Genomic DNA, 15,261 nt, shown 5'->3' with positions numbered 1-15,261 from the left:
AATAGCAAAAGTACGAGCATAGTACCGTTTTTTTAAGGTGTAGGCCTGTTATATTACAGGGGTATGTAGATAAAATTGCTGATTTTGTCGAAAAGGCCTTCTTATTAGAGGGGGTATTTGGAAAAGATTGACGGATAACTCTACCTTTGCGTAAGAACTCGCACTTGAATTGCTCACTTTACTTTCTACATGGCAACTCTTCGCTTTAAAGCTTTAGAAATAGTAGACCAGCGCCAGCCTCTGGCTGTAGCTATTTCTGGGGAGCGTCGCTCCGACTCATTCGGTAAGAATGTTTTTAACCTCGACGCCATGCGGGCCACCATGCCCGGTGAGTATTTCAAAAAGCTGCAGGCTGCCATTAAGCAAGGCTCGCCAGTAGAGCGTAGCGTGGCCGATGCGGTTGCTTCGGCAATGAAAACGTGGGCTATGGCCAAGGGGGCCACGCACTACACGCACTGGTTCCAGCCCCTGACCGGTGCTACCGCTGAAAAGCACGATTCGTTCTTCGACCTGAATTCTGACGGTCGTCCGATTGAGAACTTCAAAGGCTCCGCGCTGGTACAGCAGGAGCCAGACGCTTCCTCCTTCCCGAACGGTGGTATCCGTAACACGTTTGAGGCCCGCGGCTATACCGCCTGGGACCCCACCTCGCCGGCTTTCATCATTGAAACCGCTGGGGCCAAAACCCTGTGTATTCCCACAATTTTTGTGGCCTACACTGGCGAAGCCCTTGACTATAAAGCTCCGCTGCTTAAGTCGTTAGCCTCGCTGGAGAAAGCAGCAGTTGATGTGTGCCAGTACTTTGATAAAGATGTGCAGCGCGTACATACCACGCTGGGTATTGAGCAGGAGTACTTCCTGGTTGATAAGGCGCTGTATGTTGCTCGCCCTGACCTGATCATGACTGGCCGCACCCTGTTCGGCCACTCGCCGGCCAAAGGCCAGCAGTTGGAAGACCACTACTTCGGTTCTATCCCAGCTCGCGTTCATGCCTTCATGCTCGACTTCGAAGAGGAGTCTAACAAGCTGGGTATTCCGCTGCGCACCCGCCACAATGAGGTAGCCCCTCACCAGTTTGAGTGCGCCCCAACCTTCGAGGATGCCAACCTGGCCGTTGACCACAACCAGCTCCTGATGGACATCATGGAGCGTGTGGCCGACAAGCACAACTTCAAAGTGCTGCTGCACGAGAAGCCTTTCGCGGGCGTAAACGGCTCGGGCAAGCATAACAACTGGGCCATGAGCACCGACACGGGTGTTAACCTGCTCGCTCCCGGCCGCCGGCCCAAGGAGAACCTTCAGTTCCTGGCGTTCTTCATTACTACTATCAAGGCCGTGCACCGCTACGGCAACCTGCTGCGCGCCAGTATTGCCTCAGCTTCCAACGACCACCGTCTGGGAGCTAACGAAGCACCGCCGGCTATCATGTCGGTTTTCGTGGGCTCAATGCTGGACTCTGTGCTGGACGAGCTGGAGCGCACCGCTAAAGTGCCGCTGGACAAGGGCGACAATATCTACCTGAAGCTGGGCATTGATAAGATTCCGGCCATCTTGCTCGACAATACTGACCGCAACCGGACCTCGCCGTTTGCTTTCACCGGAAACAAATTCGAGTTCCGCGCTGTTGGCTCCTCGGCTAACAGTTCTTCGGCCATGACTACCCTCAATGCCATTGTGGCTGAGCAGCTAATCGACTTTAAACAGTCGGTAGATGCGTTGATTGAGCAGGGCAAGAAGAAGGAGGTAGCCATTGTGGAGGTGCTGCGCGAATATGTAATCAGCTCCAAAAACATTCGTTTTGAGGGCAATGGCTACTCCGACGAGTGGAAGGAGGAAGCTGCTAAGCGTGGGCTGGCTAACGTGCCTACCACGCCGCAGGCCCTGGACGCCCTGATTCAGGACGATGCTTCCACGCTATTTGAGCGTCACCGCATTTTCTCGCATGTAGAGCTGCATGCTCGCCACGAGATTTTGCTGGAAGACTACATCAAGAAAATTCAGATTGAAAGCCGCGTGATGGGTGATTTGGCCATCAACCACATCATCCCAACCGCGGTGGCCTACCAGACCAAGCTGGTTAACAACGTACGCGGTCTGCGTGAGCTAGGCCTCGACGATGAGAACTCGCAGGTGACGGTAGATACCATCAAAGCTATTTCGCGCCACATCAGCATCATCAAAACCAATGTGGATGAGATGGTGAACAGCCGCAAAGTGGCTAACAAGATTGACGATACACGCGAGCGGGCCTTGGCCTACTGCGACAACGTCAAAGGACATTTCGACACCATCCGGCGCTCCGTTGACAAGCTGGAGCTGATGGTGGCCGATGAGGACTGGCCCCTGGTAAAGTACCGCGAACTTCTGTTCCGGCACTAAGTCCAGAGTCAGAATCGCGCCGGAGTTGGGTGGGAATTTTCTCCGCGCCGCGATTTCAAAAAAGCCGTTTCCGGGTGGGGACGGCTTTTTTTTGTGCCTGTTGTACTGGCCTAGCCTTTGCGGTGCTTATGTGGGTACACTAAAGGCTGGATGAGAAGCGCTCCGCTCTGAGGTATCTTTAGGAACTATAGATGGTGCTGCTCACAAAGAGCCCTAAGATTGAATCTTGGGGGCTCTTTGTTGGGGAATGATGCTGGGTTACTGTGCTAGCTTGTACTCTAAGCGCGGCCCATCACATGCCAGTGCTGAGCTGACAAGCGTATCGGCATTGAAAATGAGGGTTTCTTTGGGAGAAGCCACACAGTTATTGACAAGCTCCTGCTTGCTAGGGTACGTGAGAATAACGGACTGCCGATCTGCATTTCTGCGCAAAGAAAATGTACCCGTGGTTTCTGCCTTCTGGTCGCCTTGCTTGCGTGTTTTAGTGAACGTGCTGTCTGCCCGGAAAGCTAGTGTCTCTTGCCAGGGAAGGGCAGAGCCTGTGGTGACCGAAGCTGGAAACTGACCAGTCATTTTCACGAGGCGCCACGTTTGGGGATAATCGTTGAGCTCAGCTTGCGCAACACCTTCTTTCTGGCAGGAAAAAAGCGTAGCTGATAATACAGAGACAAGGAAGAGGTTTTTCATTACAACAAGGTATGGAATGCTTGTGTAGAAGTAGTCTGCTGAATGGTTGGTTAGCTAAGCCGCCCTATTCAGATTATAAAGGCTTATCTCTGCTATAGGCAAAGGGAGTTCTGGAAGCAGCTTAGGCAGGGTAATGCAGGGATATTGAAGCTCTGTTGAAGGAAATTTTCCATCTGATCAAGCTCTCGCAGGAGCAATTTAATTCTATTTGAGGGTGCTATTCTGCTTGATGAATACTAAATATATTAGTATACGTCTAGCTAAATAAATTAGCTAGACGTATACTTGTGGCATACCTAGTAGTTCTTGCCATGAGTAAGGTTGTTCTTTTACCTGTTGCGCGTAAGCCGTTATGGCTACTTTTCTTTGAAACATTGGTTCCTGCAGGGTTTCCCTCGCCGGCAGAAGACCATCGTGGTATCAAGCTGGATCTGAACCGCTTGCTGCTGCCCCATCCTGATTCTACTTATTTAGTACGAGTTATGGGGGATAGTATGACTGGGGGTGATTCGGGCATACGCGACGGGGCTCTACTGGCCGTAGACTGTAGCCTAAAACCTCAATCAGACGACGTAGTGATTGCGGTATTAGAAGGCGAGTTCACGGTGAAGCGCCTCATTCAGCGCGGGCCAAGCGCCTGGTTTCTGGTGCCCGACAACCCATGCTATCCGGAAACCTCAATTACCCAACCCGACCTGTTCGACGTGTGGGGAGTGGTGACGCACGTGGTAACCGAAACCCGGCGCGGCCGGCTCTCCAGCCATGTTCGCGTTAGTTGATTGCAACAGCTTTTACGTGAGCTGTGAGCGGGTATTTCAGCCTGGCCTAGCGAATAAGCCGGTGGTAGTGCTCAGCAATAACGACGGCTGTATCATCTCCCGCTCCGACGAAGCCAAAGCCTTGGGCGTGCGTATGGGAGAGCCTTACTTTAAAGTGAAACCCCTGATTCAGCGCCACGGGGTACGGGTGTTTTCCAGCAACTACGCCCTGTACGGCGACATGTCGCGGCGGGTGATGCACTACCTGGCCTCTGTGGCCCCGGAGGTGGAGATATACTCCATTGATGAGTGCTTTTTGGATTTGCATGGCCTAGAGGCCTACCACGGCAGCCTGCCCAAACTGGCCGCTACCTGGCGAGAGCAAGTGATGCGGCGCACCCATATTCCCGTCTGCATCGGGATTGCCCCCACCAAAACGCTGGCTAAGCTAGCCAACCGCCTGGCCAAGAAAACGCCGGCGCTGAAAGGCGTGCTGCAGCTCAACTCGGAGCAGCTACGACAATGGGCCCTGGAGCAAACTCCTGTGGAGGACGTGTGGGGCATTGGGGGGCAGTACGCCCAGAAGCTCTGGGCCCAGGGCATTAGCACGGCCGCCCAGCTGGCCAGCCAGAGTGAGGGCTGGGCCCGCAAGCAGTTGGGTGGGGTAGTGGGCGCACGCCTGGTGCGCGAGCTGCAGGGCACCCCGTGCTACGCGCTGGCCCCGAGCGAAGACGGCAGCCTGAACCGCAAAAGTATTGCCTGCACCCGTACGTTTGGCGAGCCACTAAGCGAGTACACCCGCGTGGCCTCGGCCGTGGCCTACTTCACCAGCAAGGCGGCCGAGAAGCTGCGCCGGCAGGGCTCAGCCGCCAATGTGCTCACCGTATTTATCAGTAAGAGCCGGTATGGCACCGAGCCCCCGCCGCACACGCATTCGGCCGTGCTCACCTTGCCCACAGCTACCAGCGACACCGGGGAGCTGCTGCGCCACGCCCGGGCAGCGCTCAGGCGCATTTGGGAGCCGGGGGCGGTGTACCGCAAGGCCGGGGTGCTGCTGGATGGGCTGGAGACGGCTGGCCAGCAGCAGCTGTTGCTGTTTGAGCCCAACGAGCAGGCCGAACGACGCACCAAGCTCATGGCCGAGCTGGATAAGCTAAATCAGCGCTTCGGGGCGGGGGCAGTGCGCTTTGCTGCGGCGCTACCACTGAAGGGGGAGTATGTGATGCCGTGGGTTGGGCAGAGCCAATGGCAGACGCCAGCCTATACCACCTGCTGGGAGGATTTGCTCTGCATTCAAGCGTAAGTTTCAGACGTGGAAGGAGGGCTCCACTAACGGGACAAGCATAACTGCGCTTTCCAGATTGGTATACGGATCGAAAGTACGCTGGGGGATGAAGCGCAGCACCAGCTTATGATCCGTGATTTCCAGGATTTTAGCCCGCGTTCTATCATAGCGGAGAGTGTCCCCCCCGCCGAGTGAAGGTAGTTGGCCACCGTAAGCGGGTGTCGAGCCTGCGCGTTACGATAATTGAATCGGGAGTAAACCTCCAATCAAATGGCTCCGGTGGGTAAATATTCTCTTGCAACTACTATCCAGTGGTTGCATCCATATTATAGAAGATACGATTTTGTTCGGTCCACTGGTCTTCCAACGCCGGGCCAGGCTTCAGCAGCAGATGAGGGAGTAATCGTGAGAGCATAGAGTAAGCACTGATCTATGCCTCCGGCTCAGCAGCCATTGTAGCGGAGGAGCGACGGGTGAAGTAAGGACGGAACAGGTAGACCCCGACACTAAGCAGCAGGAGCATGTTGAACCCATCAATACTCAGGCCTAGGCCAGTGCCGGCCAGCAAGGCGGGAAGATCACCGGCGAAGACATAGAGTGAATAGGCTAGTAAAAGCACGTAGAGCACTTTGGTCCATATTTGTCCAGCGCGCATGCTGCGGGCGACTAGTATCCCAAACAACGCCTTGATTGCAAAAACGAGTAGGGCACTGGCATACACCTGAAGTCCAGCGTGAGAGCTTGGATACAGATAGAGCAGAACTGCGTGGGTAAGGATATGCAAAGCCACATAAAGCAAGTAGAGAGTACTCGCGGTTTGATAGTGCCTGCGTGCAATTGAATCCATTTAGTAGCTATCAGAGTGTTGCAGCCTCCAGACACCTAACTTCAGCGCCCGGCTCAGCAGGAGTGGCCTACGCCCAGCCGTTCTTCCTGCATGCGAGGAGAAGAACGTGGGCCGGTTAGGGTTAACCAGTAGTAGCGTCACGAGTGACCCAACACTTAGGCTGGAAAAAGCAGATCCAACGCTCTGATATCGTTTTTGCGCATAGTAGCTGCCATATAGTCTAGCTAACAAATGGGTATTCTTTCTTCAACGGCATCTCGAGCAACCGGATGATGCGCGCCTTATCTACGAGCGGCTTGCTGCGCCTCGCGTAACCAGGCTTTGGCCTGCTCAATATCACTGAACATGCGCATTTCCAGGCGCTGGCCGATGCCCAGAAACATTGATTCAGCGGACTGAGCGGCCATCGATTCGGGGCTGACGATATGGGCGAAGTGAGTGAGGCCCTGCTCAATAGCGCGCGGAGCCCACTGGGTGGCAATCCACTCAACGGCGTGGTTCCAGGGGCCTAGCACCTGCCGGTTATCGTTGAGCAGGTAGGCGCACTTGTTCTCACTAAGCGGAAACAGGCAGGCATCTGCTCCGGCGATAATACCCGTGAAGGTTTGATACCCAATCCAGTTGTTATAGACCCACCGGTTGGCAGCATCATATTCGATGGTGAGATATACTTTACCGAAGCCGTTGGTTAGTTCTATGGGCATGAGGGGTGGTTTACCTATTTCTTCAATTGCTTCTGCCGCTGAGTACCTCGTTCTGAAGCGGCTGTAGTAGTAGCGCGGAGCTGATACCCGCACCTGCGCTGCAGCAGGTTTACTAGGCCAGTTAGCGCTGCTGGCCCAGCCATAGTTGATGCAGCAGCGTCAGGCCTTCCAGTACCAGCTCCCGTTCCTGTTCCCAATGCCAGTGAATGTGTGGGGAAGGCGTCAGGAGTTCCAGCAACTCGGCGCCCCGGTAGGGCAGGGTGGGCTCCTCTTGCAAGTGGGTAAGCAGAAATTCCCGAGCCTGAGTTAAGGGCGCCGCGCTGCCTACGTCGCCAGCGCTGTGGTCTGCGTCCAACTGCTGGCCGAGGATTTGTAAGCGGGAAAGCAGGGCGTCAGTTGCCATCAGCAAAAACAGGATAGAGGAGGTTCAAATCTAGTCTTTTTTCCTTGTTGCCCGAGCAGAAGGCAGCACCTGGCTCTGAACGCAGGATGCCCCAGGCAGGGCGTAGGGTACAGAGCGGCGGTGGCAGGCGAGTAAGGGCAGCGCCAGGCCGAGTGCAACTACAGAAAACTACCGGCCTGCCTTGCGCAGCATGTAGTGAAAGGTAGCGTTGCCAGGATCAACACCCAGTGGGAGGATTTCCCAGCTCTGGCTGGCCAAATAATTAAGTACTTCGGCCTGAGATTTTCAGGCCCGCTTCTTACCCTGCTCATCCTGCACATAGAACTGGCTGGTGGGGTGCGCAGGATCAGTATCAACTAAGCGCCATTCCCGATTGAATTGGCTCTGAATGCTGGCAGTGCCATACTCGTAGGCCACTGTTGCTGGCGCAGTAGCACTAGGCGCTGCCGGAGCTTGTGCCCGTGCCGCAATGGGGAATAAACTAGCAACACCCAGGAGCAGGAAAGGTAGGTGCTTCATAATAATACGTAGAGAAGAGAATAAAGGAAATAGGATCCGCTGACGCCAGATGTGTAGGTAGGGTGCGGTAGAAGTGCGCTAACAAAGACTATTTGCCGCAAGCCCAGGCGCGGGCCGTTGGCAGGTCAGTGAAGTGGCGCACTTCAATGGGCAGGGCTTCGAGCGGCGGTATGTAGGCCTCCTGAATAAGCTCTCGGTTCAGTAAATCCTCCGATTCAACGATGGCCAGGCGACGGATACCGGATTCGGCCAGGGCCGGTAGTACGTCGGTGGCTACCCATTCCAGGTCGGCGGGCAGCATAGGGCCGAGCTGCCGGTCGTCGGCTATCCAGCACTCGGCCTGGTATTGCCGGGCCAGAGCCAGACCCTCCATTATAGACTCCCGAAACACTGCGCTGCCGCCGTGGTCGCTCCATCTTGCCTCTAAGGCCCGGCAGCCAATGTTGTGCAGATAAAAGCTTACGGAGGACAGGGAAGTGAGTAGGAGCATAAATGTAGCGGGGCTTGTATATAAATAGCTGATGGTTGGGCCGAAAGCCAAAGCGCTAGTAACTACGTTGCCCGTTGGAAATTGGCTGCCAGAGAGAAGTAACTAGCGGCGAAGCAAATGTCCGATAATAAATAGAGCCGCCAATGTAATGTAGCCCGACGCCGCAGAGGCAAGCCAGTAGCGCGGATATGCGTTTCGCGACGAGTACCTAGTACTGCGCAGTTGCTGTTACTGGTCAGCGGCTCGTCGCGAAACGGTTTCTCTCGCTGCTGGTTTACAAGCCTGAATCAGGTGTGTGCTGTTGCGCCGGCGCTATTGCTGCTGGCAAAACAGGCACGTAAAGCTTAGGCAAACGGAACCAGTGTAGCTAGTAAAGTAGTGGTAACCTGACGCCAGTGCGCGTAAGACCAGCTGCTTTCGGGAAGCAGACTGAACGCCGTGGCATCGCGTTTGGCGGTGGCAGCCCACGCTAGCAGCACCTGCCGACTAGGGAATGGGTACGGGCCGGGTTGGGTAGTAGGCCACTGCTCCTCGGGCCAGGCATGCAGAAAGTATTCGGCCTGATCGGCAATACGGGCCAGCCGGGCAGCGGCGTAGGGGTCGGAGTGGTAAATATGGCGGGCAGTTCGATACAGCTCCCGCAGCGCCTTACCCGACGGAGAGGCCTGAACGGAATTTGTGGCAATAGTGGAAACTGAGTTTTTCATTGGCCCCACCTACGACCTGGTAAAGGAGACTGGATTGATGCTTGCAAGTAAAAAAGGGGCAAAATAAAGTAAAGTTTAGGGAGTGAATTTTTCTAAGAAAAACGGTGTTTTAGCGCCCTTCGAGCCGATTTTAGGCCGGAAGCTGGCGAGGAGGCTCTGCGTCATCGGGCAATACTTCAGCTCCGGTGCCATGGTCGGGAGCCAGGGCTTTCCAGGTCGCCTGCTTAAGCTCCTCGAGGCGGCGCAGCGTGTCAGTAACCGTGCTGTTTTCGCGAATTTTCTCGAAGAGGCCTGTGCGGTGGCCTACCTTAACTAAGTGCTCCACCACAAAGGGGAGCACCCAGCCTACCACACTAGAGGCCAGCACCCCGCGCAGGCCCAGCCGGATTAGCAGGCGGGAGGCCATGCGCTCCAGCAACAGCGCCCGGGCGGCGGGCAGCGCCTTGTTGGTCAGAAAATCAGCCACCAGTTGCCCGTTGCCCTTTTGTACTTCGGCCCGCAGTACTTCCTGCACCGAGTCGAGAGCGGTACGAACCGCCCGCTGAAACAACCGCCCCGTTTGCCAGGCCCGGAGGCCTGTAGTGCGGGCAGCCTGCAGGAAGGTGGGTATGAAGGAGACCCTTTTCATGGAAGTAAACACAACAATAATATACGCAAACTGAAAAACTAAAGTTGGTGATTAAAGCAGGAGCCTAACCCCCTGAGGCTAGTTCGCGTCCTGTGTTGAGTAAGCAGAGCTGCCGTATGGTAGTAACAAACACCCACTTTATGCAACACATTACGATTTCCGCGCCCGGAGGGCCAGAAGTGCTACGGCTACAAGAAGCTCTCATTCCTGAGCCCGCCGCTCACCAGGTGCTGGTGCGGGTAGAAGCTGCCGGCGTAAACCGCCCTGATGTGCTGCTGCGCCAGGGCAAGTACCGCGGCAGCGGCGACGTGGCCGGTACGGTGCCAGGCCTGGAGATAGCGGGCCGCGTGGAACAGTGCGGGGCCGCTGTCACGCGCTGGCAGCCCGGCGACGCGGTGTGCGCCCTGCTGGCGGCCGGGGGCTATGCCGAGTACGCCGTGGTAGATGCGGGCCACTGCCTGCCGGTGCCCGAGGGCTGGAGCATGACCGAAGCTGCTTCCCTCCCCGAAACGGTGTTTACCGTGTGGCACAACGTATTTCAGCGCGGTGCCCTGCAGCCCGGCGAAACGCTGCTGGTACACGGGGGCAGCAGTGGCATTGGCATAACCGCCATTCAGCTGGCACATGCTCTAGGCAGCCGCGTGGCCACCACCGCCGGCAGCACCGGGAAGTGCGAGGCGCTACGCTCCTTGGGGGCCGATGTGGTCATTAACTACAAGCAGGCCGACTTTGAGCAGGTATTAGCCGAGGAAGGGGTGGATGTGGTGCTGGACATGGTAGGGGGCGACTACACGCCCAAAAATCTGCGCCTGCTGCGCCCAGATGGCCGACTGGTATTCATAAATGCCATGCAGGGAGGCCCGGCGGAGTTCAATGCCTTGGAGGTTATGGCCCGCCGCCTCACTATTACGGGTAGCACCCTGCGGCCCCGCTTAGCCGAGTTTAAAGCAGCCCTGGCGGCAGCGGTGGAGCAGCACGTGTGGCCGCTGCTGGCCGCAGGCAAGTTTAAGCCCGTTATTTACCAGACCTTTCCGCTCGCCGAGGCTGCGGCCGCGCATCAGCTGCTGGAGAGCAGCACCCACATCGGTAAACTGGTGCTGGAGGTGACGCAGGGGGCATAGGAGCAGAAGAATTTGCCGAAATTCGTCGAAACCGGTCACCTACCCGTACAACTGTCGAGCTTGAGAAATCGTCTTTGTTGGCTTCGGTGGTCAAAACATCACTGTGGAAACCATCAGAGGTGTTTTTAGGATGCTGCTCCGGCTTGATTACTAACTACCTCCTCATGAAAACAGCCATACTAATTGGGGCTACGGGCCTGGTTGGCGACTACCTGCTTCAGCAGTTGCTCCTCGACGACCGTTTCAGCAGCGTAAAAGTGTTTGGGCGCCGCCCCACGGGCTATCAGAGCCCAAAGCTACAAGAGCACTTGATTGATTTTGGCCAGCCTCAGGAGTGGAGCGGGCTGCTGACCGGAGATGTACTGTTCTCCGCCCTCGGCACCACGCTCAAACAGGCTGGCAGCCAGAACGCCCAGTACGAAGTGGACTACACGTACCAGTACCGCGCCGCCCAGGCCGCCGCTGAGCATGGAGTAGAAACTCTGGTGCTGGTGTCGTCGGCCGGGGCCGATGCTCATTCGATAATTTTCTACAGCCGAATGAAGGGTGAACTGGAGCAGGACGTTAAGAAGCTGCCCTTTCACCGTATCCGGATACTGCAGCCAGGTATGCTGGCCGGCTTCCGGAAGGAGCCCCGCACCGGCGAGCGGATAGGCCTACTGCTAGGTAGTTTGGTAGGCCAGTTACCCGTGCTGCGGCAGTACCGCCCCATTCATGGGCGCACAGTAGCTCAGGCTATGATTAATGCTGCCCTCGATGAAACTCCGGGTGTGCAAACCATCAGTCTGGAAGACGTATTTACGCGTGCTGAAGGGGTTTAGCTTACGGTACAGCATTGCCCTGCACAACGGCGCAAGTCGTTTTAAATTAGTTGTTTAATCGTAACAAGATGATTCATCATTGATGCGCAAAAGGCTTGGGGCGCAGTGTGGGAGTAAACAGGCTAGAGGCTTGTTCCTGCTCCGAAAGCCCGGTTTTCACACTATTTATTAGGGTCACGGCAACAAAAAAGCTCGCTGTAGAGCGAGCTTTTTCATGGGGGTAAGCTGCAGTAGCCTAGGCGCGCTTCCATTTGATGGTGCAGCCTATTGCCTTGGTAGAATTTACGGAGGCCGGCTTACCAGCTATGATGTCGGTCATGGCGTTTTCCAGGTACTTGGTTTTCACCTGGCTGGCATCCTCGGAGTTGTCGTCGATGGCTCCGATGTAGCTCACTATAAAGTCATTGCCCTGTCGGGTGAGCACGTAGAGATGGGGCGTGCGGGTGGCGCCGTAGGCTTTAGCAATCTGCTGAGTTTCGTCTTGCAGATACGGAAAGGCATACTGCTTCGCCTTGGCCCGCTTCTGCATATCGGCGAAGGAGTCGCCGGGCGCTACGGCGGGGTCATTAGGGTTAATGGCTACTACCGGGTAGCCCTGGCGGGCGTACTTCTGGTGCAGGGCCAGTATGCGGCTCTCGTAGGCCTGGGCGTAGGGGCAGGTATTGCAAGTAAACACCACAATGTAGCCCTTGGCCGTCTTGTTATCGGCCAACGACACCATCTTGCCGTCCACATTCTTGAGCTTAAAATCGGTGGCTTTATCGCCCACCTGATACCCCGCCGCCACCGGCCGAAGTACGATGAAGCTGCTCAGCGCCAACACCAGACAAGCAGCCAGAAAAGGAAGTAGCTTTTTCATAAGGCAAAAGATGGTAAAAGTGAGTGATGAGAAACCTGCGTTTGTTTTTCCAGGCAGAGCCAGAAACCAAGATACTGGCCTAGAAACCGTGTGGCCGGTAACGCCTTTAGCGTACTAAAGAGACCGTGATGCTGAGCGTAGCTGAAGTAAAAATTCGCTTACCATTCTTACAATCTGGAAGATAACTCAGATTCTTCCTGCGTCAAAACGACAGGCATAGCACGAAATACCTGCTATTTCATAAAGGCCTGTACCTGCTTGTTCAGCTCGGCCGCCGTAAGTTCCTGCTCGAAGGTGGCCCGTTTCTTTTTGGCGCTGTTTACCAGGATGGTAAACGGTATTGCTCCCGTCCATCTAGAGTCTACTTTGTCCATCCAGGAGTTTGGGTCCGGCTCGTTCAGGAGCACCACTTCCGACTTCAGGCCCCGCTTCGCCACGAAGGGCTTTACTTTCTTATCGAGTTGGGAGGCGTAGTCCATGCTTACCAGCAGCACTTTTACTTTCTGGTTAGCATACGTTGTAGTTAGCTGATCGAAGTGAGGCAGCTCTTTCACGCAGGGGGCGCACCAGGTAGCCCAGAAGTTCACTACATAAGTAGTGTCGTTCTGGCGGCTCAGACGCTTCTGCAGCTCCGGCAGCTTTATAACCGTGACTTGCTGCGCCAGGCCAGGCACTGCAAACAAGAGGACAGCGGCCAGCGCAAGGAATTTCAATTGCTTCATGTTGGGGGAGAAGGTAGTTGAGTTAAAGACAGCAATTGCCGGCTAGAAGTTGCGGAGAAGTTCATTGGCTAACTACCGGCCAGCTCAATATGACGGCCTTTTGACTTCATTTCTATACCACCTAGGCCAGTCGCTCGGTGCCAAGACGCAAGAGATAACGGCCCTACATTGAGCTCGTGGCACATATGTTGAGCACAAACCTTCCGTTACCTTTGTTACTCTTCTGAAAAACGCTCCCCCTTTGGGTTATGAACAAAACGTATTGCCCCAGCCTTACTGAGTATAAGCGCCGCCTCAGCCGGGAAGTCCAGCTCGGCGACCTGCCCATGGGTGGCCTCAACCCCATTCGGGTGCAGAGCATGACCACCGTTGACACCATGGACACGCTGGGCTCAGTGGAGCAGACGCTGCGCATGGTGGAAGCGGGCTGCGAGTACGTGCGCATCACAGCGCCCAGCGTGAAGGAGGCTCAGAACCTGCTGGAAATCAAGAAGGAGCTGCGCAAGCGCGGCTGCAACGTGCCCCTCATTGCCGACATCCACTTCACGCCCAACGCCGCTGAGCTGGCCGCCCGCATCGTGGAAAAGGTGCGCGTGAACCCCGGCAACTACGCCGACAAGAAGAAGTTCGACATCATTGAGTACACCGACGCTACCTACGCCGCCGAGGTGGAGCGCATTCGGGAGCGGTTCCGACCGCTGGTGCAGATCTGCAAGCAGTACGGCACCGCCATGCGCATCGGTACCAACCACGGCTCCCTGTCCGACCGGATTCTGAGCCGTTACGGCGACACGCCGCTGGGCATGGTGGAGTCGGCGCTGGAGTTTTTGCGCCTTTGTGAGGAGGAGAACTATTACAATGTGGTGCTGAGCATGAAGGCCAGCAACACGCAGGTAATGGTACAGGCCTACCGCCTGCTGGTGCAGAAGCTCGACGCAGAAGGCCTGCAGCCCTACCCGCTGCACCTGGGTGTAACGGAAGCCGGCGAAGCCGAGGACGGCCGCATCAAAAGCGCCGTGGGCATCGGCACACTGCTGGAAGATGGCCTCGGCGACACCGTGCGCGTGTCGCTCACCGAAGCCCCTGAAGCCGAAGCCCCCGTGGCTAAAGCCCTGATTGACCGCTACACTAACCGTGCCGCCGAAGCCAAACCTATTACCCCGCTGGCCGCTGATTTTGCTGCAGTAGTGGTTAACAACGCGGCCATAGGCCAGTCAGAAACGGCGGCAGTAGCAGAGAATGATGCCAATCTGTCGCCGATTGATCCGTTCCAGTACCACCGCCGCGCTACCCGCGAGGTGCTGAACATAGGAGGGCAGAACGTGCCCCGCGTGATGGCCGACCTTTCGCGCCTGCCGGGCCTGGAGTACGCCGACCTGCGCGCCGTAGGCCACTTGTACTCAGCCTTCCTCGACAAGTTCCAGATGAACGACCTTGGGGCCGACTACGTGTACTCCGGCCAGCGCCCGATTCCGTTCATGCTGCCTAATGGCCTGAAGGAAGTAGTAGACTTCTCGGCCTGGGTGGATGGTGGTCAGCGCCCCGACCACTTCCCGGTGTTCACTCAGGTTGAATTTGCCACCGCCGAAGTCCGGCATCCGGAGCTGAACTTCGTGTTTCACAACCTGGCCTCACTGACTGAGGAGGCGCTGAGCCAGTTGCACGCTGATGCCACGGCGGTTGTTATTCTCTATACCGATAACGCCCACGCCATGCCGGAAATCCGGCGGGCGTTCTTCCGGCTCATCAACAAGCAGATTACCAACCCGGTCATCATCAATCGGCAGTACCCTGTGCTCACGCCCGAGCAAACCCAGCTCTACGCCGCTACCGATGTGGGTGGCCTACTGCTCGATGGCCTCGGCGACGGGGTAGTACTGAGCACCGAGCTGTTGCTAGAGCGCAGCAAAGAGGAGTGGCTCCAGACCTTGGACCAGCTCAACCAGCTTAGCTTCGGGATTTTGCAGGCGGCCCGCACGCGCATGTCCAAAACCGAGTACATCAGCTGCCCCAGCTGCGGCCGTACCCTGTTTGATCTGCAGGAAACCACCGCCATGATTCGCAAGCGCACCGACCACCTGAAGGGCGTGAAAATCGGCATCATGGGCTGCATCGTGAACGGTCCCGGCGAAATGGCCGATGCCGACTACGGCTACGTGGGCGTGGGAAAAGGCAAAATTGCCCTCTACCGCGGCCAGGAAGTCATCAAAAAGTCTGTACCCGAAGAGCAAGCCGTAGACCAGCTCATTGACCTCATGCGTGAGGATGGCAAGTGGATTGAGCCGGTGGTATTAGAAGAGCCGGTAATAGGTTGATCTGCTTATTTGAAGC

At 56.2% G+C, this 15,261-nt stretch carries 16 protein-coding genes; 6 read left to right on the top strand and 10 right to left on the bottom strand.

Features of this window, described 5'->3' with window-relative positions; translation table 11 throughout:
* Positions 1 to 189: 189 nt before the first annotated feature.
* The gene (locus HMJ29_RS18350; protein ID WP_171592856.1) at positions 190 to 2,379 is read left to right on the top strand and encodes a glutamine synthetase III family protein; all 2,190 of its coding nucleotides are present in this window, start codon (positions 190 to 192) and stop codon (positions 2,377 to 2,379) included.
* Between the two features lie 258 nt (positions 2,380 to 2,637).
* On the opposite strand, the gene HMJ29_RS18345 is transcribed toward HMJ29_RS18350, so the two are convergent.
* Positions 2,638 to 3,066, bottom strand: coding sequence for a hypothetical protein (locus HMJ29_RS18345; protein ID WP_171592855.1), 429 nt, complete (start codon positions 3,064 to 3,066; stop codon positions 2,638 to 2,640).
* Between the two features lie 311 nt (positions 3,067 to 3,377).
* On the opposite strand from HMJ29_RS18345, the gene umuD reads away from it, so the two are divergent.
* Both umuD and HMJ29_RS18335 read left to right on the top strand, forming a co-directional pair.
* Positions 3,378 to 3,845 (top strand): translesion error-prone DNA polymerase V autoproteolytic subunit, encoded by a 468-nt coding sequence (gene umuD / locus HMJ29_RS18340; RefSeq protein WP_171592854.1) that lies wholly within the window; start codon positions 3,378 to 3,380, stop codon positions 3,843 to 3,845.
* Positions 3,829 to 5,127 (top strand): Y-family DNA polymerase, encoded by a 1,299-nt coding sequence (locus HMJ29_RS18335; protein ID WP_171592853.1) that lies wholly within the window; start codon positions 3,829 to 3,831, stop codon positions 5,125 to 5,127. The genes umuD and HMJ29_RS18335 overlap by 17 nt, the downstream gene beginning before the upstream one ends.
* Before the next feature lie 412 nt (positions 5,128 to 5,539).
* Here HMJ29_RS18335 and HMJ29_RS18330 read toward each other — a convergent pair whose 3' ends face one another.
* The 7 genes from HMJ29_RS18330 to HMJ29_RS18300 all read right to left on the bottom strand — a co-directional run bounded on the left by HMJ29_RS18330 (position 5,540) and on the right by HMJ29_RS18300 (position 9,407).
* The gene (locus HMJ29_RS18330) at positions 5,540 to 5,764 is read right to left on the bottom strand and encodes a hypothetical protein (protein ID WP_171592852.1); all 225 of its coding nucleotides are present in this window, start codon (positions 5,762 to 5,764) and stop codon (positions 5,540 to 5,542) included.
* Positions 5,765 to 6,237: 473 nt separating this feature from the next.
* Positions 6,238 to 6,660: an STAS/SEC14 domain-containing protein gene (locus HMJ29_RS18325; RefSeq protein WP_171592851.1), complete on the bottom strand. Its 423-nt coding sequence runs from the start codon at positions 6,658 to 6,660 to the stop codon at positions 6,238 to 6,240.
* 121 nt (positions 6,661 to 6,781) lie between these two features.
* The gene (locus HMJ29_RS18320) at positions 6,782 to 7,063 is read right to left on the bottom strand and encodes a hypothetical protein (protein WP_171592850.1); all 282 of its coding nucleotides are present in this window, start codon (positions 7,061 to 7,063) and stop codon (positions 6,782 to 6,784) included.
* 285 nt (positions 7,064 to 7,348) lie between these two features.
* On the bottom strand, positions 7,349 to 7,582 hold the full coding sequence (locus tag HMJ29_RS18315; RefSeq protein ID WP_171592849.1) for a hypothetical protein: 234 nt from the start codon (positions 7,580 to 7,582) through the stop codon (positions 7,349 to 7,351).
* An 88-nt stretch (positions 7,583 to 7,670) separates the two neighbouring features.
* Positions 7,671 to 8,072, bottom strand: a complete 402-nt coding sequence (locus tag HMJ29_RS18310) for a hypothetical protein (RefSeq protein WP_171592848.1) — start codon at positions 8,070 to 8,072, stop codon at positions 7,671 to 7,673.
* Between the two features lie 344 nt (positions 8,073 to 8,416).
* Positions 8,417 to 8,779 (bottom strand): hypothetical protein, encoded by a 363-nt coding sequence (locus tag HMJ29_RS18305; RefSeq protein ID WP_171592847.1) that lies wholly within the window; start codon positions 8,777 to 8,779, stop codon positions 8,417 to 8,419.
* Positions 8,780 to 8,909: 130 nt separating this feature from the next.
* Complete coding sequence (locus HMJ29_RS18300; protein WP_171592846.1) at positions 8,910 to 9,407, bottom strand: hypothetical protein; 498 nt, start codon at positions 9,405 to 9,407, stop codon at positions 8,910 to 8,912.
* Positions 9,408 to 9,547: 140 nt separating this feature from the next.
* Between HMJ29_RS18300 and HMJ29_RS18295 the strand changes: the two genes are divergently transcribed.
* Both HMJ29_RS18295 and HMJ29_RS18290 read left to right on the top strand, forming a co-directional pair.
* Positions 9,548 to 10,528, top strand: a complete 981-nt coding sequence (locus HMJ29_RS18295) for an NAD(P)H-quinone oxidoreductase (RefSeq protein WP_171592845.1) — start codon at positions 9,548 to 9,550, stop codon at positions 10,526 to 10,528.
* A gap of 164 nt (positions 10,529 to 10,692) precedes the next feature.
* Positions 10,693 to 11,349, top strand: coding sequence for an NAD(P)H-binding protein (locus HMJ29_RS18290; protein WP_171592844.1), 657 nt, complete (start codon positions 10,693 to 10,695; stop codon positions 11,347 to 11,349).
* 235 nt (positions 11,350 to 11,584) lie between these two features.
* On the opposite strand, the gene HMJ29_RS18285 is transcribed toward HMJ29_RS18290, so the two are convergent.
* A complete protein-coding gene (locus tag HMJ29_RS18285; protein ID WP_171592843.1) occupies positions 11,585 to 12,208 on the bottom strand; it encodes a thioredoxin family protein in 624 nt (207 codons plus the stop codon).
* A gap of 233 nt (positions 12,209 to 12,441) precedes the next feature.
* Complete coding sequence (locus HMJ29_RS18280) at positions 12,442 to 12,930, bottom strand: TlpA disulfide reductase family protein (RefSeq protein ID WP_171592842.1); 489 nt, start codon at positions 12,928 to 12,930, stop codon at positions 12,442 to 12,444.
* Between the two features lie 248 nt (positions 12,931 to 13,178).
* On the opposite strand from HMJ29_RS18280, the gene ispG reads away from it, so the two are divergent.
* A complete protein-coding gene (ispG, locus tag HMJ29_RS18275) occupies positions 13,179 to 15,245 on the top strand; it encodes a (E)-4-hydroxy-3-methylbut-2-enyl-diphosphate synthase (RefSeq protein WP_171592841.1) in 2,067 nt (688 codons plus the stop codon).
* The last annotated feature ends 16 nt before the right edge of the window (positions 15,246 to 15,261 follow it).

Origin of the sequence: Hymenobacter taeanensis (assembly GCF_013137895.1) — a bacterium.
GTDB lineage: Bacteria > Bacteroidota > Bacteroidia > Cytophagales > Hymenobacteraceae > Hymenobacter > Hymenobacter taeanensis.
This window is presented reverse-complemented; position numbering and strand designations above follow the sequence as displayed.